The following is a 20099-nucleotide window of genomic DNA, read 5'->3' as shown; positions in this document are numbered from 1 at the left end:
CCCCCCCCCGCGCCGTCGTCAGGCTCGATCACCACCACCTGTGCACAGAGTACAGGCAACGCACACAGGAGACGCCATGCCCGCCGCCCCCACACTCCTTCCCCCCGGCGCCTGGCGCTTCCTGCCCACCCTCGCCCTGGGCGGCCTGGGCGGGGTCATCGCCTACCTGATCGACCTGCCGCTTCCGTGGCTGCTCGGCGCCCTGATCACCACCACCCTGGCCAGCCTCGCCGGGGTGCGCCTGGGCTCGCCGGGACGGTTGCGCAAGGGGGTTCTGGTGGTCATCGGGGTGATGCTGGGCTCGGCCTTCACCCCGGAGCTGTCCGGCGATATCACCGCCTGGGCCGCCAGCGCCGCAATCATGCTCGCCGCCACCGCGGTAATGATGGTGGTGGCGGTGGCCTTCAGCTACCGCGTGGCCGGTCACTCGCTGGACACCGCGCTCTACGCCGGCGCCCCGGGCGGACTGTCGGCGCTGTTGATGATGGCCCACGAGTCTGGCGCTGACCTGCGTGCCGTCGGTATCACCCACGCGGTGCGTATCCTGGTGCTGCTGCTGGCGATTCCACCGATCCTCGGCCTGTTCGGCCACGTGGATCTGGCCGGCGCCAGCAACGGGCCGGCCCAGTGGAGCCAGCTACCCTCGCTCGCCGGCACCGCCTGGCTGGTGGTAGCGGCGGCGCTCGGCGCCGTGGTCGGCCGGGTGCTGCGCCTGCCCAACGCCCTGCTGTTCGGCCCGGCGCTGGTGTCGTCGCTGCTGCACTTTTCCGGGCTGACCCACGCGGTGCTGCCACCGGCGCTGATCGCCCTGGCTCAGGTAGTCATCGGCACCTCGGTGGGCGTGCGCTTCGTCGGCGTGGCGCTGTCCGACATGGCGCGGCAACTGGGTCTGGCGGTGGTCCAGGCGCTGATCCTGGTGGTGCTGGCGGTAGCGGCAGCCTGGGTCGGCCAGGCGCTGACCGGCATCTCGGTGGCTGCGGCACTGCTGGCCTACATGCCGGGCGGGGCGCCGGAGCTGAGCCTGGTGGCGCTGTCACTGAATATCGAACCGGCCTTCGTCACCTCCCACCATCTGCTGCGCATCACCGTTCTGCTGGTGGCGTTGCCGCCGCTGGTGGGCTGGGCCCATCGCCGCCTCAGGGCCTGACGGCATCTGGATTCAGGTGTGGCGCCTGGGCTCAGGCGTGGGCGTTCAGAAACGTCATCAACCGGGGAAAGACCTCACGGTCGACCCGGGCGCCCATGAACACGTCCTGATGGCCGTAGCCGTCGATGATCGCGAGCTCATGGCGGCCCGGGGCGACCTCCTCCAGGGCCCGGTGACAGTGCACGTTGCTGTCGGTGAAGACGCGATTGTCGCGTCCCGTCAGCAACAGGCAGGGGGTATCGACGCGGCGCGCCTCGAGCAGGTAGTCGTCGGGTAGCGCGGCGTATTCGGGCGCCTCGCGCATCTTCACCGTGCGATGGCCCCGGCCCAGCATCTTCAAGACATGCCGGTGGTAGTTGAGCCCTACCGGGCCGTAGAGGTCACCACCCCGTCGGTGGGTGCGCTCGTCCAGGTTCTCGTGGTTGTACAGTGCCGGCCAGCCGGTGCCCCACATCAGCGACAGCATATGGCAGGCCGGCACGTCGCATTCGCGGTGGAACAGCGATACGCCTTTCGACAACAGCTTGCCCAGCGTGAATCTTGGATCCTCGCTCCAGCGCGGGCTGACGTAGGGCTGCTGGAAGATGCGCTCGATCACGAAGGGAAAGATGTGGCCCTTGATCCTCGACCAGCGCGGTACATGGGGCGTCAGCGCAACGCTGTTGAGGATGCAGGAGCGAATGCCGCTGACGGTGCCGCCGAACAGTGCCATGGCGAAGCCCATCGAGCCGAGACAGTGGGCGATCACGTGCAGCTCGACGTCGTCACCGGCGACCTGCCGGATCTTTGCCACCGCCGCGGGAAAGTCAAACAGCGCACAGTCATCCATGGAGTAGCGGTTGGGCTGCAGGTTGTAGGGGTGGCGGTTGCTCATGCGGAAGTCCAGCGTCCACACCTCGTCGACCCCTTCGTCCAGCAGGAAGCTGACCAGATTGCGATGCTCGGGCTGGATGAACATGTCGCTGGAGGTGGTCAGGCCGTGAACGATCATTACCGCCATGCGCCCCTGGCCACGACGAAAGCGCAGCAGTGACAGCCCCAGGCCGTCCTCGGTACAGAAGCCGTGCTGGGTGACCCCGGCGTCGACAACGCCGTCGAGGGTATAGAGGGGGATCTCGCGGGCCATGATGTTACCTCCCGGTGGGTCGCCGCTTCCGTCTGCTAGGCCAGCATCCGCGCCATGGCGCGCTCGGCCAGGGCGGCGATGGTGCGCGAGGGATTGAGCCCCAGCGCGCGCGGCACGATGGCACCGTCGAGCACGTACAGTCGCGGATAGCCGAACACCTCCCCGGCATGGTCGACCACCCCGTCCCAGCGATTCTCTCCCATGGGACAACCGCCCAGTGGGTGCGGGGTGATCAAATAGTCCAGCAGGCGCCAGCTCGGTGGCTCGATGGCGACGCCTCCGGTGGCCGCGCTCAGGCGCTTGTGGCGTTCGCACAGCGCCTGCACCGTGGCTCGCGACGCGGCCACCCGATAGTCCAGGCTCAACGACGGCTCTCGCTCCAGCCAACGCCGCGTCAGCCTGAGCACCCCGTCGGCGGTGTCCATGCCCTGGCCGAACCAGGGCATCAGGCAGCGATCGGGGTCATTCTCCTTGAGCGCCTCGGCCAGCACCGCGCGCCAGCCACCCCGCAACATGCTCGCGGTGGCGGAGCGCGACAGCAATTGCGTCAAGGCGTGGGCGATCAAGTCAGGGTAGCCGCCGTCCTCGACGAAGTAGCGCTCACCGCCGTCGCTGCCGTCGAGATAGTCGATGGCGGCGCTGATGGTCGGCCCGCGACAGGCATCAATGCGTCTGTTCGGGTAGATCGCGGGGGTCAGGAAATCGCCATTGGCGCACCAGTGATGGCCGAGCAGCGGCGACAGTTCCGGCAGGGTGCGGTACTGGTCCCTGGCCCGCAGCAACAGCTCGGTGGACCCCAGCGAGCCAGCGGCAAGGATCACTCGCTCGGCGCGCTCGTGACGGATCGTCGGCGCGCCTTCCAGATGCTGAAAGGTCACCCGATAGCCCCCGGACTCCGGCACCAGCGATCGCACCATGCTCAATGGACGTATCTGCGCCCCCAGCTGCTCCGCCCGGGCCAGGTAATTCAGGTCAAGGGTATTGCGGGCTCCCACCGGGCAGCCGATATCGCAATAGCCGCAGTGGATGCAGGTCCCCTGTTCCTTGCCGTGGACATTGAGGGCCTGCCGACTGTGTCGACGGTGGTGAGGCTCACTGAGCCGATAGTTCCAGTCGGGGTCGAAACGCACCGCCAGCGGCAAGGGGCGAAAGCGATCGCCGTCACCGCTGCGCACGGCGGCCTCCTGGACCAGTCGATAGCGCTCGCTGACCTGGCCCGCGGGGACCTCGGCCACCTCCAGCATCTGGCCTACCCGGTCCTGGTAGGGGACGAGTTCATCGAAGTCGATCGCTTCCGGCCAGCCACTGTCGAAGGCGAAGCGCTCAGCCGGCACCGAGACATTGGCGTAGACCAGCGAACCACCACCCACGCCAGCGCCCTGTGCCACCGCCATGCGCGAAAAGAAGCGCAGGTCGAGCCAGCCATGACGCTCCCGAGGGGCGTCCACATCGAAGCACCAGTCATCATCCGGCCCCCGGGGGAAGTCCTCGCGCTCCCAGCGTCTTCCGCGCTCAAGCACCAGCACCTTGAGCCCGGCCTCGGCGAGCCGGCAGGCCGCCACGGCCCCACCAAACCCTGACCCCACCACGATGGCGTCGTAGTTCATGCCTCGGGCTCCCGGCGAATGACCCAGGGCGCATAGAGGTGCCACAGTTCACCAAAGAAGAAGCGACCGAAATCCGCCACCGTGCGCAGGTCCCCTTGGCCCGTCGGCGTCATGGTCTTGAGCATGGCCATCAACTCGGCCACGCCCAGGTGCAGGATGCCCGCCCCGAGAATGTCGGCCGTGGCGCTCTCGCCCTCATGCAGAGTGGTATAGAGGGTGGTGGTATCGCGCCAGAGATCAGGCCCCGGATCGTCGTTGACCCGCTTCACCCCGTGCAGGAACAATCGCCGCTCATCCAGTTCCAGAACCGCGTCGTAGACCATCTGACGCCCCGCCCCGGGGCCCTGGGAAAACAACTGAAAGTCGCCCTCGAGAATCACCAGCCCAAGGCCCAGCGGGGCAAAATCGACGACACCACCCAGCCTGCCGTGGTGGCGGTCGTCGGCCAGGAAGGCGCCCATGTCATCGATCTGGACCTTGGCATGGAGGGCCAGTTCGGTGCCTTCTGTATGCCCCAGCCGTTCACCACGCTCGGGCGCCTGGCTTCCGAGCGAAAAATGGCCTCGCATGGTTTCCTCGAACAGCAATCCCGCCAGCATGGGGTTAGTCGTATTCACCGCCATTTCTCCAGGAAAGGACCTGCTCCTGCGCCTGTCGTCCGGGCCGCCCGCCCTTTGGCGACCGGCCCGTCAGCACTCTTCCGACGAGCACTCTTCCGACGAGCGCTCTCAAGCCCAGCGCCCTTCAGCCCCGCTTTCGACATTGCCGCTACCGGCCATATCGCTCGCTACCAGGGCACCAGCGCCAGATCGTTATAGGGCACCACGGAGCCATCGGGGTCCGTCACCCTGACTTCATCGCCGTAGCGATCGATCACCTTGACCCGCAGACGGTGGTGAGCGCGGTCCAGCTCCAGGCGACAGAAGTTTTCCTGCTGATAGAAGCCAAAGGCCCGGTAGTGCAGCGTCACGTCACCATCAAACAGCGGAAAGCCATCCACCTGACCGGGCAGACGGGAGTCGTGAACAAAGCCGTTGGGGTCCCCGTCGGCCCAGAAGAACGGCCAGTACAGCGCCGAGGAGGTGACGTCATACAGCCGTCGCGGCTCGCCACCGCCCCCTTCCACCACCATCTCGGCGATATTGGCGCAGTGCACGTCGCCGCTGAGGAAGATCACGTTGTCGATGCCGGCCTCGACGATATGTTCGACCAGCGCCTTGCGGGTGGCCGGAAACCCCGACCAGCTATCGCTTTCGGCACGCCGGGAGAGGTTGGTCCGCACCAGATCCGTCGGCGCCTGGGCGTCATGGCCATCCAGGGCCGGATCGAGCCTTTCATCCAGCGGACTGGGCGCGAACACCGTCGAGGTAACGACAAACTTGGGCATCGCGCCGCACCTGGCCTGCTGGTCGCTCAGCCACGTGAGCAGCACGTCCAGCTGGGAAGGATGCTGGGGGTCGATGCTGGGCCGTCCCAGCAGATGGTTGTCCATCACCCGGTTCTCGCGACCGTAGGTACGATGGGTACGGGTGTCACAGACGAAGAAGGGATAGCCGCCGCAGTCGAAGTGATAGTGCAGATGACGCCCGAAGCTGCGCGGGCAGTGTGACCACTGGTAGCTCATGTAGGCGCCAATGGCGACATTGAACAGCTCGCGCTTGGCGGCGAGGCGGTCACGATGCCAGTTGTCCTCGATCTCGTGGTCATCGAGGATCATGTACACCGGTGCCTGGCGCAGGAAGTGGCGCATCTGCGGGGAACCAAAGGCCTGGCGATAGCGGTCCTGAAACTCGGCGAAGGTCTCGGCGCGACCGATCGGCACGAAGCGACTGTACTGATCGGCGTAGATCTGATCGCCCACCAGCAGGCTGAAGCGCGCCGCCGGCCGACTGCCTCGGCGCCTCAAGTGACTGGCCATGGGGCCGAAGATGCGATCGGCTTCCTTGGTCTTCCACAGGGTACCGGGATAGCGACAGGACCCCAGCAGAAAGGCCAGTCGTGGCTCTACTGCGGCGGCGAAGGTGGTGAATTCGGCCTCGCAGTGCTCGCCATCTAGGTCGGCGAGCAGCGACGCCATGCCGTTGACGTCGGGCAGCCTGGCGGCGATCTGGGCGTCACTCAGGCTTTCCACGTCGGGCGTCGTGTCATCCAGGGTGAGGGTCGCGACACGCACCTTGTAGCGGGTATCGGGCGTCAACGGCACCACCCCATCGGGTTGGCCCAGCGGCGCCACGCCATCGATCGCTCCCAGACCTTCCTCGGCCCCCAGCTCGAAGGTCCCGGTACGATCAAACTCCCGGTGCAGACGAAAATAGAAGGCGTGGGGACGTGACGGATCACCGTCGATCAGGCGGGGCAAGCCATTGTCCTCGACCACCGCCAGCAGGCCCACGGTGCGCAAGGACGCGGTCAGGTCGACGCCATCATCATTGGGAGCGATACCGCGAACCCACAGCCGACAGCTGTGATCCGTGGTGTGCCCCACGATAGGCCCGATATCGGGCGCGCGAAGTCCCGACATGTGCCCTCCTCCGTCGCAGCGGCGCGTGCGAGGCAGACCGGTTGCCCGCCTGTCCCGTTAAGCGTAGTTCGACTTTGCTGAAGCGGCGACCTGGGCTCTGGTAACCTGTCACTTGCCAGCGTGGTCCTGCCAGTCGCTGATGCTCGCCGATTCTCTTCAATGCCAGCCCAGGAAGCCTCCATGACAGCGACGTCGGATAGCGCCCAGGACGTACTCTCGGTCAGCGACCTCAATCGACGCGCGCGCGCTACGCTGGAAGCCGATCTCGGCGAACAGTGGATCGAAGGCGAGCTGTCGGGGGTCTCGCGCCCGGCCTCGGGGCACGTCTACTTCACCCTCAAGGATGAACGCGCCCAGGTGAAGGCGGTGCTGTTTCGCACGCGTGGACGCTTTGTGTCGACGCCCATGCGTGACGGTGATCTGGTGCGGGTGCGCGCCCGAGTCTCGCTGTTCGAGCCCAGGGGCGACTACCAGTTGATCGTCGAGGCGGTGCAGGCCGCCGGAGCCGGCGCCCTGCTCGCCGCCCTGGCGGCGCTCAAGCAACGCCTGGGCGACCAGGGGGTCTTCACCAACGCTCGCTCGCTGGCCTTTCCCCCGCGACATCTGCTGGTGCTGACCTCCGCCAGCGGCGCCGCCCTGCGCGACGTGCTGGCGGTACTCCGGGCACGCTGGCCGCTGGTCACGGTGACCCTGATACCGGTACCGGTCCAGGGGGCCGAGGCGGCGCCCGCGATCATCGCCGCCCTGGGCCTGCTCAATCGCCAGGCGACGCTGGACCCGGCCCGGGACGTGGTGCTGATCACCCGTGGCGGCGGCAGTCTCGAGGATCTGTGGGCCTTCAACGATGAACACCTGGCCCGAGCGATCCACCACTCGCGCCTGCCGGTGATGTCTGCGGTGGGCCACGAGACCGACCAGAGCCTGTCGGATCTGGCCGCCGACGCCAGCGCACCGACGCCCTCCGCCGCCGCCGAACGTCTGGTGCCCTCGCGCCAGGAACTGACGGCCCGGCTAACCCAGGCAGACAATCGTCTGAAGGGTGCCCAAGCACGCCTGTTGCAGCGGGAAGGCCAGCGGCTGGATCACCTGCGCTCGCGCCTGCGTCACCCCGGCGAGGCGATCGCACGTCAGCGCGATAGTCTTGGCCAGCTGAAGGAACGCCTCGGACGCGCCATCAGCGGTCGAGTGGTCGCCGAGCGGCGCCGCCAGACAGACCTGGCTCACCGTCTGTCGCTGCGCTCGCCCGGACTCACCCTGGACGAGAATCGGCGCCAACTGAGCCGCTTGAGACGCCGTCTCGACGGCGCCCAGCGGCTATCGCTGGTCCATCGGCGCGAGCGCCTGGCAGCCGCCGCCCGGGAGTTGCAGGCGGTCAGTCCGCTGGCCGTACTGGGTCGTGGCTACGCCATCCTCACCGCAAGCGACGGCCAGGCGGTGCGCCGCGCCGATCAGGCCGCGCCCGGCCAGCGACTGCACGCTCGTCTCGCCGATGGCGAGCTGGACGTCGAGGTGATCGAGACATGGCCGGCAGCCGAGCAGGCCCCGGACAACCGATCCGACGACGAGGCCTAGGGCTTGTCTGAAAAGTGCCTGCGCTCGGTAATACAGCGTTAAAAATCGGATCAAAATGCTCATTTACACCCCGTAAACTGCGCTTTCTCACCGATTTTTGCCTTGTCTAACCTTCGCTCGTCGACTTTTCGGACAGCGCCTAGGTTGTCGGTATCTTGCCGGCGGCACCTTGCCGGCGGCACCTTGGCGGCGAACCGCCGCCGGCTGAAGCAGCCGGACGGGGCCGGAGCGGGGATCTTCGGGGGCTCGGCCCATCGGACCAAGCCTGCCCATCGGGCTAGCGAGAAGGGCTTGCCACCCCCGGCTTGAACGAGGCGGGTTCCAGCTCATGGCGGGACAACAGCTTGTAGAAGTCGGTGCGGTTACGTCCGGCGATGCGCGCCGCCTGGGTCACGTTGCCCTCGGTAATCTTCAGCACCTTGACCAGGTAGCTACGCTCGAATCCTGCGCGAGCGTCGTTGAAGGTCGGCATGGCGTTGTCTTCCGCCGCCAGCGCCTGGGCCACCAGGGCTTCCGGGATCATCGGCGCACTGGACAGTGCCACGCACTGCTCGACCACGTTGACCAGTTGACGCACATTGCCGGGCCAGGCACAGGTTGCCAGCAGATTGAGCGCCTCCGGCGAGAACCCCTTGACGAAGGGCTTGTGGCGCGACGCCGCCTGGGCCACCAGATGCTTGACCAGCAGCGGCACATCCTCGGCGCGATCCTTGAGCGCCGGCAGCTTCAGGTTGACCACGTTGAGGCGATAGTAGAGATCCTCACGGAACTCACCTTCATGCATGGCCTGATCCAGATCGCGATGGGTCGCCGACAGCACCCGCACGTCCACCGGCACCGACGTGGTGGAGCCCACCGGGCGCACCTGACGCTCCTGCAATACCCGCAGCAGCTTGACCTGGATCGCCAGCGGCATGTCGCCGATCTCGTCCAGGAACAGGGTGCCACCGTCGGCCGCCTGGAACAGCCCGCCGTGTTCGCTGATGGCCCCGGTGAAGGCGCCCTTGGCGTGGCCAAACAGCTCGCTTTCCAGCAACTGCTCCGGCAGCGCGCCGCAGTTGATCGCGATAAAGGGCTTGTCGGCGCGGGCGCTGGCCTTGTGGATGGCATTGGCCAGCAGCTCCTTGCCGGAGCCCGATGGTCCAGTGACCAGCACGCTGACATCGGACCCCGCCACCATCCGCGCCTGCTCGAGAATACGCTCCATTTCAGGGCTGCGGGTGATGATCTCGTCGCGCCAGCTGTCGTCACCTTCGCCGCTGCTGGCGGTATTGGACAGAGCATCGTCGATGGCACCGAACAGCTCTTCGCGGTCCACCGGTTTGGTCAGAAAGCTGAACACGCCCTGGCGAGTGGCGCTGACCGCATCCGGAATCGAGCCATGGGCGGTCAGGATGATCACCGGCAGGCCGGGCATGCGCCGCTGGATATCCTGGAACAGCGCCATGCCGTCCATTTCATCCATGCGCAGGTCAGACAGCACCAGATCCGGCCGCCCTTCTTCCAGCCGTTTGAGCGCCTCGCGACCGCTCTCGGCGGTGGTCACCCGATAGCCGCGGCTTTCCAGGCGCATGCCCAGAAGCTTCAGCAGGCTGACATCATCGTCTACCAGCAGTACATGGGCCGATGTCCTGGCGTTCGCGGTCGCTGCGACTTGCTTCATATCACCGTCTCCACAATTTCACTCCATCCGCTGTCGCTGGTTGGTGCTCTGCTCTCATTCCGCCTGCTGTCGCAGATTGATGTTCTGCTCGATGGCAGTCATGGCATCGAGCTTGTCTGCCAGTTCCTTGTTTTCCTGGCGTAGCCGAGCCACCTCGCCATGATGGCGACCGGCGCGGTCATCCAGGGCGCGCCGCCCTTCGAGTTCGTTGAGCCAGTAGCGCAGCAGGGGCTGGAGTTCAACGGGCGCCAGGCTCAGGTCCGCCTTGTAAAGCTCCGACGCCTGGTCCCACTGGGCTTCGCTGCCCCAGCTCAAGGCCACGGCGCGCCCCAGGCGTTGCTCGGGCGCATGACCTTCCAGCCGCGCCAGCATGGCGTCACGCCACTGGCGATCGCCACGCTGGGAGGCCAGACCGAAGGCGATCCAGTCGGTCAACATGCAAGAAGACTCGGCAAAGGTCGGCACCTCTGCATGGCAGGTGGTCAGATCAAGCGCTTCGACCGCCGGTGTTTCGTCACCGACTGACTCGATAGGCAGCATTTCACAACCGCTGATCACCAGCATCAGACTGACAACAGCGGCAGGGCCGACGACTCGGGTAAGCGAGCGTCGAGGTGTCAGGGTCACACCCCTTGAGTTCATAGCGTCAGATTCCTTGCGTCCTGACCCGTCAATGCGGGCCTTGTATCGTTATGTAGGCCGTAATGTCGGCCATCTTCCGGTGGTGCTGCCGGCAGCGTCAGTCGAAAGCACACCGGCCACTCGGGATCATCGATCAGCTCGAGCCGGCCGTGCTGCAGACGAGCGCAGTCAGCCGCCACGGAGAGTCCGATGCCGGAGCCCTTGAGCGCACCCTTGCGTCGTGCTCGTCCCTGGTAGAAGGCCTCGAAAAGGTGGTCGCGATCCTGCTCGGCGATCGGCTCGCCGGTGTTGGCTACCTCGAGCTCGAGCCTGTCGTGGCGTGCGCGGGCGCGAATCAGCAGCTTGCCACCATCCTCACCGTAGGCCACGGCGTTGGACACCAGATTATCGAGCAATCGGGCGGTGGCCTGATGATCGGCACGCCACTGCAGCGGGCCCGAGAACACTTCGACCGACATTTCCTTGGACTGCAGGCTCAATCGATGCTTGGCCAGCACCTCGCGTGCCACCGTGGCCATGTCGAGGCGCTCGATGGCCGCACTGCGGTGGTGCTGCAACAGATTATAGTCGAGCAGTTGCTCGATCAGGCGCTGCAGTTCGGCGCCGCTGGCGTCGATCAGGTCCAGCACTTCACGCTGACGCGGGCTCAACTCACCGGCCACGCCATCGGACAAAAGCGCCGATCCCTCACGAACGCTGGCCAGCGGTGTCTTCAGTTCATGGGACATATGGCGCAGGAACTGCTGTTTCTGGGCTTCGAGTTCTTCCAGGCGATGGGTCAACCAGTCGAGCCTCTCGCCCAGCGCTACCAGCTCCGCAGGGCCCTGAACGTGGCGCTGCTGGCTGTCCTGATAGCCACTGCCGATGCCGAGGATGCGCCGCTCGAGCTGACGCACCGGGCGTATGATCAAGCGGGTGAACAACAGCATCAGCATCAGACTCGCCGAGACCAGCGCCCCGGTCTGCCACCACAGGCGTTGCTGCACTTGTCGAGCACGTTCACGGATGGCGTCCAGGCGCAGATCGATGCGCCTGTTGGTGGCCTGGCGCATACCCTCGACGTGTCGGGAAAAGGCTACAAAGTCGTCGAGCGAAGCCGCGTAGGCCTCCGGCGGCTGTTGCGGCAGGGTCGCGAGTTCGTCGAGCAGGCGTTCCAGCGCCTGGATGTCGGGGTCATCGGGCAGCAGCAGGCGCTGACGCGCCAGCAACTCGCGGAACTCGGCCAGACGATCGGCATAGATGTCGAGCAGGCTTTCTTCCTGGATCACCGCGTACTGGCGCGCACCACGCTCCATTTCCACCGCCAGCGACCCCAGGGTGCGTGCCCGACGTGTCTCGGACACCGCCTGACGAGCGCTGACCTCGGCCAGCCGCGACAGCTCCGACAGCGCCTGACCAGCCTGGTACATCAGCACACCAAGCGGCAGCATGACCACCACGAAGGCCAGCAGCACCAGTTGCAACAACGAGCGGGGGCGCCAACGGCGCGTGGCAGCAGAGGTCATGACCAGAGTTCTGTGAAGGAAGGTGAATGAAGCGTCCATCAATCCATCCAGAAGAATACCAGAGTTGGCCCATTACCCCCGCGTCAAACGCTCAGCCGACTTCGCAAAAAACCGTATGAAAAAAAAGGGGCCGGCTAGGCCGGCCCGAATACGCAGGGAACTGAAGGGTCGAAAACAGATCAATCGATGGCCTGGTCCGCCCATTGAACGGTTTTCGGGTGGCCCAAAGGGCCCGAAGCCAAGGTGGGATCGTCGTTACCAGGAACCTGATCTCACCTCTTGGATGGTCTCCCATCCTGCCTCGTTCTGGCTCCGTCGCCTGGGCGGCGGAGCGAAAGACTCCCCCGAAGGGGTCGGCTTCCTTGCCAGAGCATCCTTGCTCTTCACGACACCTCTCCATGCCTGATCGGCCGGTGCCGTCTCATCGCAACCTTGTGTCGCACATCACGCGGAGCAGGCGCTGGGTTCGTCGGAGTCGCACAGGGCAGTGATTACTCCGCCGATCCCGGAAGGACAACGACACTTGATCGCCACCTTCCCTGCTCGCCAAGACTATTGCGATCACCGTGCCAAAAACAAAGCAACTTATTTATTATCAATAACTTAAAATTATCAAAAATCGTCAACCACAGACATCTTGAGCGTCATGGCCGACTTTCGAGGCCTGACCCCTGAACAAACGTCGCCAAATCCAGACGCAAAACGAGTAAAAATCAAAATATCCTTACTTAACAAACAATTACGGCGTCTCCATTTGGAGACGCCGTAATGGTTGGCCGAAACGTCGACGAGCACCTTCCCTGGTACGCCCTACAAGGCCTTGCTCATTACCTTCGACTTCCGCGCATGATTGTAGGCGTCGCGTCGCAGCGGTGGCAGTTCATCGAGCGCCGAGGGGACAAAGCCGTGCTCAAGAAACCAGTGGGCGGTGTGGGTGGTCAGGGCAAACAGACGATCGATGCCCTGGCGCCGGGCCTGACGCTCGATCTCTGCCAGCAGGCGTTCACCACGGGCCCCGCTACGATAGTCCGGGTGCACCGCCACGCAGGCCAGCTCACCGACGTTGGCGTCGTCGAAACGGTGCAGGGCGGCGCAACCGATGACCATGCCATCACGCTCGATCACCAGGTAGTCGTCGATCTCGTGCTCGAGCCGTTCGCGGGATCTCGGGACCAGCATGCCGCGCTTCTCCAGCGGATCCAGCAGTTCCAGCAGCCCGCCGATATCCTCCACGCCCGCCGCTCGAAGCTGTTCGTAGCGATGCTGGGTGATCATGGTGCCGACGCCGTCACGGGTGAAGAGTTCGCCCAACAGAGCGTCGGCGTCGCGCCAGGACAACAGATGGGTGCGTGCGACGCCATGGGACGCCGCCTCGCAGGCGGCTCCCAGGTGGCGTGCGCGCTCCTCACCGATAGAGGCGTCGTCCAGCAGCGGCCGCGCCTCCGCCGGAGACAGCTGTCGCAACAACCGCCCGCTGTCATCGCGCAGACCGTCGGATTCCCCCAGCAGGATCAACTTGTCGGCCTTCAGCGCCACTGCCACTTGCTGGGCGACCTCTGCGGCGTCCAGATCGAAGACCTCGCCAGTGCTGGAAAACCCGAGCGGCGGCAGCAGCACCAGCGAGTGCTGCTCGAGCAGGGCTCTGACTGCCCCCGAGCGGACCCGGCGTACCTCGCCGGAACGCTGGAAGTCGACGCCGTCACGCACCCCCAGGGGCTTGGCCATGACCAGATTGCCGGACACCGTGGTCAACTCGATACCGTGCAGCGGCGTGTTGGGCAGCCCCAGTGACAGCCGCGCCTCGAGCCACAGGCGCTGCTCGGCGGCGACCCGCTCGACCCTGGCCATGATGGTTTCGTCGGCGACCCAGCGCCCCTGATGGCGCACCGGCGAGATACCCTCGGCCTCGAGCACGCTGTGTACCTGATGGCGAATGCCGAAGGCCACCACCAGCTTGACCCCCAGGGTGTGCAAGAGCGCCAGGTCCTGGATCAGCGACTCCCCTCGCCCCGCCGCCATCGCCTCTCCTTCGACCAGCACGACGAAGGTGCGGCCACGGTGGGCATTGATATAGGGCGAGGAATGGCGAAACCAGTCGACGAAGGAAAAGGACGTGTTCAAGGACCGGACCTGCTGCGGCGGACAAGGAGAAAGGAGCTCTCACTATATCAGAGCCTGCTATCGACCCACACCCGCCCCGCCCGTTACGCCCTGTTGCCACCTGCGCAGCTGCGGACGCCAGACACGACAACGGCGCCCGAAGGCGCCGTCGTGGGGGGGGGAGGAGTGAGCAACATGATCGCAAGGCGATCTTCTCATTCCCGCATAAGGGGATGCCCCCCTGCCTAGTTGAAGATCTCCCTGCCTAGTTGAAGATCCCCTTGAACATAAAGAAGAACATGATCGCAAGGCCCGCCCCTGCCGGCAGGGTGATCAGCCAGGACATCACGATGGTACCGATGACCCGCAAGTTGAGGGCGGCAAGACCGCGGGCCAGACCCACGCCCAGCACCGCACCCACCAGGGTGTGGGTGGTCGAGATCGGCAGGCCGGTTCCCGAGGCCAGCACCACGGTGGTGGCGGCGGCCAGGGTCGCGGCGAAGCCACGGCTCGGGGTCAGCTCGGTGATGCCGGTGCCGACGGTGGCGATGACCTTGTGACCATAGGTCACCAGGCCGACCACGATGCCACCACCGCCCAGCACCAGCACCCACCAGGGCACCGCCGAGGCGCCTTCGATGCTGCCATGCTCATGCACCACGCTGATGACCGCGGCCAGGGGGCCGACGGCATTGGCCACGTCGTTGGAGCCGTGGGCGAAGGCCATGGCACAGGCGGTGAAAATCATCAGCACGCCGAACACCCGCTCGACACCCTCGAAACCGAAGGAGTCGGTCTTGCGCTGGCTACGGCCGATGCTGCGCTCGCGCCAGATACCCAGGCCCATCAGCGCCAGGCCAAAGAGCACCGCGATCAGCAGACTCTCGAAGGGAGCGAGGTGCAGGCCCACGTGCTTGAGGCCCTTGGTCAGGGTCACCATGGCGACGATGAAACCCACCAGGAACACGTACATCGGCACATAGCGCTTGGCAGCGGCGAACGGGTCGTCGGCTTCGAACACCAGACGCTGCACCGACTTGAACAGCATGAAACCGATGGAGCCCGCGAGCAGCGGCGAGACGATCCAGCTGGCGGCGATCTGGCCCACCTTGCCCCAGCCCACCGCCTCGATGCCGAGCCCGGCCAGGGCAAAACCGACGATGGCACCGACGATGGAATGGGTGGTGGACACCGGCCAGCCCTTCATCGAAGCGATCAGCAGCCAGGTGCCGGCGGCCAGCAGCGAGGCCAGCATGCCGTAGACCAGGAACTGGGGGTCGTTTTCCAGAAGGGCCGGATTGATGATGCCCTTGCGGATGGTTTCGGTGACCTGGCCACCGGCCAGCCAGGCACCGAGAAATTCAAAGATGACGGCGATGATGATCGCCTGCTTGATGGTGACCGCCCGTGAACCTACGGAGGTACCCATGGCATTGGCCACGTCATTGGCACCGACGCCCCAGGCCATGAAGAAACCGAACGCGCAGGCCAGTAGGATGAAGATGTCACCGTGCTGGGCAATGATCGACATGGGAGAAGATCCCTTGATTGCTGACTGAGGAAAGTCTGAATGACGTCAGACCGCCCGCAGGCGGTCGGATGGAAAGACGGTCTTCAGTTCGCCGTCATGATCTGGAGTCGGCTGCCGACCCGCTCGGCGCGGTCCGACACTTCTCCGATCCATTCGATGATCTGATAGAGGAACATCACGTCTACCGGCGGCAGGTCCTTCTCGAGGGCGAACAGCTGGCGACGAATGGCGATCTGCTGCTCGTCGGCACGCTGCTCCAGATCATGCAGCCCACGGATCAATTTCTGCATCAGCTCGGTGACATTGCGTCCGAAGCCGGATTCGAGCAGGTCCTTGAGTTCCTCGAGGGCCTGACGCGCCTGGGCGACACAGTCGACGGCGGTGGCGATGTACTCGCGCATCGGGGTCGCCAGGGCGTCGGGCACCTGCATCTGGCGGCCGAGCATGATGCCAGTGATGTCGCGGGTCTTGTTGGCGATCTTGTCCTGAACGCTGACCAGGTCCAGCAGGTCCGAACGGGAAACCGGCAGGAACAGGGTGTTGGGCAGGTTCAGCCTCAGCTCGGTCTTCAGCGAGTCCGCCTCGTGTTCGAGCCGGGTAATCACTTCACGATGCGAGGCCGCCGCATCCCAGTCGCCCCTAAGGGTCGCCTCGAAGAAGGGCAGCAGCTCGGCAGAGCAGTCGTGCGCCTTTTCGATATGGGCCAGCAGCGGTTGAAAGGGGGAGCGGCCAAACATCGCCGAAAACGGATTTGATGTCACCATAGGGAGTCACGGACACTGGAGAAATGGCGGCGACAGTATAGTGACCCCAAACTGTCACGTCATGGAAAAAATACCGCCACACTAACGTCACATTGATGTGATTCACCCTCCATTATCCCTGTCAGGACGCTCCGCATGAGCCATGAAGTCGAACTCAAACTCGCCCTGGGGCCGGACGGCCCGGATGCGCTACGACGCCACCCCCGCCTCGCCGGAGAGGCTTCCCGCCGTCAGACGCTGGTCAATACCTACTACGACACCCCAGAGGGAGATCTCAAAGAGGCCCGCGTCGCCCTGCGTCTGCGGCGTATCGGCGACGAGTGGCGCCAGACCCTGAAGACCAGCGGCCAGGGCGGTGGCGGCCTGTCCACCCGGGGAGAATGGGAATGGAAGGTGGCCGGCGACACCCTCGACCTGGAAGGTCTCAAGGGGCTCGAGCCGATCCAGGCATTGGACGAGACCCTGCTGACCCGCCTCGCCCCCTGCTTTACCACCGACTTTCAGCGGGAGGTGTGGCTTGTGCAAAGCGATGGTGGCGAGGTCGAAATCGCCCTCGACGAGGGCGAGATTCGCGTGGGGGAGCTAAGCGTTACCATCCGCGAGGTCGAGCTCGAGCTCAAGCGGGGAGACGCCAGACAGCTACTGGAGCTGGCCGACGGCTTCGCCGAGAGCGTCCCGCTGCGCCCATCGGACACCAGCAAGGCGGCTCGCGGGACGGCACTGGCGGAGGGCTGGCGGCTGCCGTCCGGCGACAGCCCCTCGACCCTGCTGCATCGCCTGGTGGTCGCCCTCGACGCCTACGCCGACACCCAGGACAGCGGCTGGATGGTCACCGCCCGGGAGACGCTAGAGCGGCTTGCACAGTGCTCGTCGGCGCCCGGTGTCGGTGAGGAAGTAAAGCACCTGCAAGGCTCCCTCGAGGACGCCGAGCACCGTCCCGACTGGCTCAGTGCCGAGGTCGGCGCCGGCCTGTTGAGACTCGGTCGCCGGCTACCCGACAACGTCGAGATGGAGTAACGTCAATAGCGAGCAACGCCGACGATGGCCCCATTTCCTGTAGGCGATAACCTAATCCCTGCAGGAGAATGCCCCGAGACCACAAGGACACGCCCGTGATCAACGGCTACAAGCCGGCCGCCGAAGGCCTCAAGACGCGCATCTTTCAGATCATCTTCGAGTCGGATACCCGGCTGGCCAAGGGCTTCGACATCGCCTTGATCACCGCCATCCTGGCCAGCGTGCTGGTGGTGGTGCTGGAGAGCGTCGATAGCCTGCGCATGCAGTATGGCGAGCTGTTCCGGGCCATCGAATGGACCTTCACCATCCTCTTTACCATCGAGCTGGTCCTCAGGCTCTACTGCCTCGAGCGGCCGCTCAATTATCTGAAGAGCTTCTACGGCACCGTCGACCTGATCGCCATCCTGCCGAGCTGGCTGGCGCTGCTGATCCCCGGGGCCCAGTCGCTGATTGTCATCCGCCTGCTGCGCAGCCTGCGCATCTTCCGGATACTGAGACTGATGGAATTCGTCGGCGAGGGACGCCTGTTGATCGACGCGCTGAAGCGCAGCGGCCACCAGATCTTCCTGTTCCTGTTCACGGTGTTCATGCTGGTGACCATCTTCGCCTCGATGATGTATCTGATCGAGCCGAGGGAGGCCGGTTTCACCAGCATTCCGGTAGCCATCTACTGGGCGGTGGTGACCCTGACCACGGTGGGCTACGGCGATATCTCGCCGGTGACGCCGCTTGGCCAGGCCATCAGCGTGGTGGTCATGTTGATCGGCTACTCGATCATCGCGGTCCCCACCGGGGTCTTCTCCGCCGAGGTAATCCGCTCGATTCGTGCCGATCGCTACTCCGACGAAGCCTGCCCAGGCTGCGGCCACGACCGCCACGAGCAGCGTGCCAAGTACTGCCTGATCTGTGGCACCTGGCTCGACGAGGACACCCCCGACCCCAACGCACCGAAGGAAGAACCTGAAGAGGAACCGGAGGACGACGGCGGCGGGGAAGAAAAGGCCAAGCGCGAAGACGACGAAGATGATGGCGTCAGCAATCCCGACCGCAGCGGCCCCTCTGTCTAAGACCCTGTCCAAGGCCCTGGCCGCAGTGGGTCCCTGTCCAAGGCGGGGGTTCAGGAGAGCGAGCCAGGGACGGGACCGGTCGAAACAGAAACATCGTGGCGGTATTCGCCAGTCGCCTTGCTGACAATGCGCCGCATGCTTTCGCTGGTTTGCGTCGAGCGCTACTCCTGGAAGGGCGAGATATCGCCGCGCCCTTCGCGCACGATGACCGGCGGCATGTCGCGCAGATCGATCACGCTGGTCGGCTCCAGCTGACAGGCGCCACCGTCGATCACCAGGTCCAGGTGCGCACCGAAGCGATCGCGAATCTCTTCGGGGTCGGTCATCGGCAACGCCTCTCCTACCGGAATCAGGGTCACGCTCATCAGCGGCTCGCCCAGGCGTTCAAGCAGGGCACGCGAGATCTCGTGGTCCGGCACCCGCACGCCGATGGAGCGGCGCTTGGGATGCAGCAGCAGCCGGGGCACCTCGGTGGTGGCGTGCAGGATAAAGGTGTAGGCGCCTGGGGTGTGGGCCTTGAGCAGGCGGAAGACGGCGTTGTCCACCTTGGCGTAGGTGCCGATCTCCGACAGGTCCGAGCACACCAGGGTGAAGTTGTGCTTGTCGTCCAGCGACCGGAGCCACTTGATCTTCTCGATGGCCTTCTTGTCCCCCAGGTGGCAGCCCAGGGCGTAGCCCGAGTCGGTCGGATAGGCCACCACTCCGCCCTTGTGGATGATCTCGACCGCGCGGTCGATCAGGCGCTTCTGGGGGTTGTCGGGGTGAATCTGAAAGTACTGGGTCATGTTGCCTCCCTGGCGAACAAACGGGCAAAAGAAGTTGGCGAAGAAAGCACGAGGCGCAGCGCGGGCCTTCCCTCTGAGACTAGACCGAATGGGCGGCGTTCTTGTCTTCGGGGCTCTGGTTTTTCGGGCTCTCGCTTTCCTGGCCTTCGTCTTCCAGGCTCTCGTCTTCCGGCCCTTGGGCGCGCGGGGTGTCATCGTCCACGCTCGCATTTGTCGCGCCAGGGCCCGCCACGTCCGTACTCGCCGCGCTGGCGAACCAGTCGGCAAGGCGCGGATGGGCCCAAACCGGCGCCACCGCGGTGCGCGGAATCGGACTCATGCTGCCCGGCGCCAGGTGTCCTCCCGGAAAGTGAAAGTCACTGCCCAGCGATCCGTACAGGTCGCGCTCCATCAACTGTCGCGCCAGGTCCCGGGTGACATCCGGGTTCTGGAAGCCGCTGACCAGCTCCGCCGCCTGGCCCCCCGCCCGACAGAACTCATCGAGCAGCAGGCCGCGCTTGCGCCGGGTCAGCTTGTAGCGAAGGGGATGAGCCAGCACCGCCACGCCGCCGCTGTCGAGGATCCACTCCACCACCTCGGACAGGTAGGGCCAATGCGACTTCACGTCGCCGATCTTGCCGTTGCCAAGATACTTGCTAAAGGCCCCGGACAGATCCGCCACCAGCCCTTCTGCCACCATCACGTGGGCGAAGTCGGGGCGATTGAGCGGCCGGTCGCTGCCGGCCCAGGCACGCGCCTTGGCCAGCCCGTCGCTCAGGCCGATGCGCTCGAGTCGCCGGGCAATGGTCTCGGCACGCTTCTCGCGGGCGATGGCCTGCTCGGCAAGGCCGGCTTCCAGCATGTCCCCCGGCCCCGACGGCAACAGCCCGACCACATGGATATTGAGTCCCCGCCACTGACAGGACAGTTCGCTGGCGGGCAGCACCGACAGCCCAAGCTCGCGGGCGCGACGGTCGGCCTCGGCGACCCCCTCGAGGCTGTCATGGTCGGTCAGGGCGATATGCGAAAGCCCCTTGGCGTGGCACAGCGTCACCAGTTCCGACGGCGCAAGA

16 protein-coding genes are annotated in these 20099 nt (G+C 65.3%); 4 read left to right on the top strand and 12 right to left on the bottom strand.

What is annotated here, in order from left to right:
* The first annotated feature begins 76 nt into the window (after positions 1-76).
* Positions 77-1147 (top strand): AbrB family transcriptional regulator, encoded by a 1071-nt coding sequence (locus tag RBB39_RS21930; RefSeq protein WP_045991092.1) that lies wholly within the window; start codon positions 77-79, stop codon positions 1145-1147.
* A gap of 31 nt (positions 1148-1178) precedes the next feature.
* Here RBB39_RS21930 and RBB39_RS21925 read toward each other — a convergent pair whose 3' ends face one another.
* From RBB39_RS21925 to RBB39_RS21910, 4 genes are all read right to left on the bottom strand, one after another.
* Entirely contained in the window at positions 1179-2273 is a 1095-nt protein-coding gene (locus tag RBB39_RS21925) for an alpha/beta hydrolase (protein ID WP_045991093.1), read from the bottom strand.
* 35 nt (positions 2274-2308) lie between these two features.
* Positions 2309-3880: a GMC oxidoreductase gene (locus RBB39_RS21920; protein WP_045991094.1), complete on the bottom strand. Its 1572-nt coding sequence runs from the start codon at positions 3878-3880 to the stop codon at positions 2309-2311.
* Positions 3877-4497, bottom strand: coding sequence for a hypothetical protein (locus RBB39_RS21915; protein ID WP_157032936.1), 621 nt, complete (start codon positions 4495-4497; stop codon positions 3877-3879). Before RBB39_RS21915 ends, RBB39_RS21920 begins: the two co-directional genes overlap by 4 nt.
* Before the next feature lie 170 nt (positions 4498-4667).
* The gene (locus tag RBB39_RS21910) at positions 4668-6401 is read right to left on the bottom strand and encodes an alkaline phosphatase D family protein (RefSeq protein ID WP_052704210.1); all 1734 of its coding nucleotides are present in this window, start codon (positions 6399-6401) and stop codon (positions 4668-4670) included.
* 180 nt (positions 6402-6581) lie between these two features.
* On the opposite strand from RBB39_RS21910, the gene xseA reads away from it, so the two are divergent.
* Positions 6582-7973, top strand: coding sequence for an exodeoxyribonuclease VII large subunit (gene xseA / locus RBB39_RS21905; protein WP_306169413.1), 1392 nt, complete (start codon positions 6582-6584; stop codon positions 7971-7973).
* Positions 7974-8250: 277 nt separating this feature from the next.
* Here xseA and glrR read toward each other — a convergent pair whose 3' ends face one another.
* The 6 genes from glrR to RBB39_RS21875 form a co-directional block, all read right to left on the bottom strand.
* Positions 8251-9636 carry a two-component system response regulator GlrR gene (gene glrR / locus RBB39_RS21900; RefSeq protein WP_045991097.1) on the bottom strand — a complete coding sequence of 462 codons (1386 nt, stop codon included), beginning with the start codon at positions 9634-9636 and terminating at the stop codon, positions 8251-8253.
* A 54-nt stretch (positions 9637-9690) separates the two neighbouring features.
* On the bottom strand, positions 9691-10278 hold the full coding sequence (locus RBB39_RS21895) for a hypothetical protein (protein WP_231498601.1): 588 nt from the start codon (positions 10276-10278) through the stop codon (positions 9691-9693).
* On the bottom strand, positions 10275-11783 hold the full coding sequence (locus RBB39_RS21890; protein ID WP_222516037.1) for a sensor histidine kinase KdpD: 1509 nt from the start codon (positions 11781-11783) through the stop codon (positions 10275-10277). Before RBB39_RS21890 ends, RBB39_RS21895 begins: the two co-directional genes overlap by 4 nt.
* Positions 11784-12593: 810 nt before the next feature.
* Complete coding sequence (gene argA / locus RBB39_RS21885; protein ID WP_045991098.1) at positions 12594-13904, bottom strand: amino-acid N-acetyltransferase; 1311 nt, start codon at positions 13902-13904, stop codon at positions 12594-12596.
* Between the two features lie 244 nt (positions 13905-14148).
* Positions 14149-15414 (bottom strand): inorganic phosphate transporter, encoded by a 1266-nt coding sequence (locus RBB39_RS21880; RefSeq protein ID WP_045991099.1) that lies wholly within the window; start codon positions 15412-15414, stop codon positions 14149-14151.
* Between the two features lie 83 nt (positions 15415-15497).
* Positions 15498-16178, bottom strand: coding sequence for a TIGR00153 family protein (locus RBB39_RS21875; RefSeq protein ID WP_045991100.1), 681 nt, complete (start codon positions 16176-16178; stop codon positions 15498-15500).
* Positions 16179-16313: 135 nt separating this feature from the next.
* On the opposite strand from RBB39_RS21875, the gene RBB39_RS21870 reads away from it, so the two are divergent.
* A complete protein-coding gene (locus RBB39_RS21870; protein WP_045991101.1) occupies positions 16314-17195 on the top strand; it encodes a CYTH domain-containing protein in 882 nt (293 codons plus the stop codon).
* Between the two features lie 98 nt (positions 17196-17293).
* Complete coding sequence (locus RBB39_RS21865; protein WP_239452497.1) at positions 17294-18262, top strand: ion transporter; 969 nt, start codon at positions 17294-17296, stop codon at positions 18260-18262.
* Positions 18263-18423: 161 nt separating this feature from the next.
* Here RBB39_RS21865 and RBB39_RS21860 read toward each other — a convergent pair whose 3' ends face one another.
* A complete protein-coding gene (locus tag RBB39_RS21860; RefSeq protein ID WP_045991103.1) occupies positions 18424-19047 on the bottom strand; it encodes an L-threonylcarbamoyladenylate synthase in 624 nt (207 codons plus the stop codon).
* Positions 19048-19126: 79 nt separating this feature from the next.
* Positions 19127-20099, bottom strand: a 973-nt coding sequence (locus tag RBB39_RS21855; protein WP_306169412.1) for a PHP domain-containing protein, incomplete at its 5' end; no start/stop codon positions are given.

The organism is Halomonas sp. MMSF_3323, assembly GCF_030733595.1.
Taxonomy (GTDB): Bacteria; Pseudomonadota; Gammaproteobacteria; order Pseudomonadales; family Halomonadaceae; genus Halomonas; species Halomonas litopenaei.
This window is presented reverse-complemented; position numbering and strand designations above follow the sequence as displayed.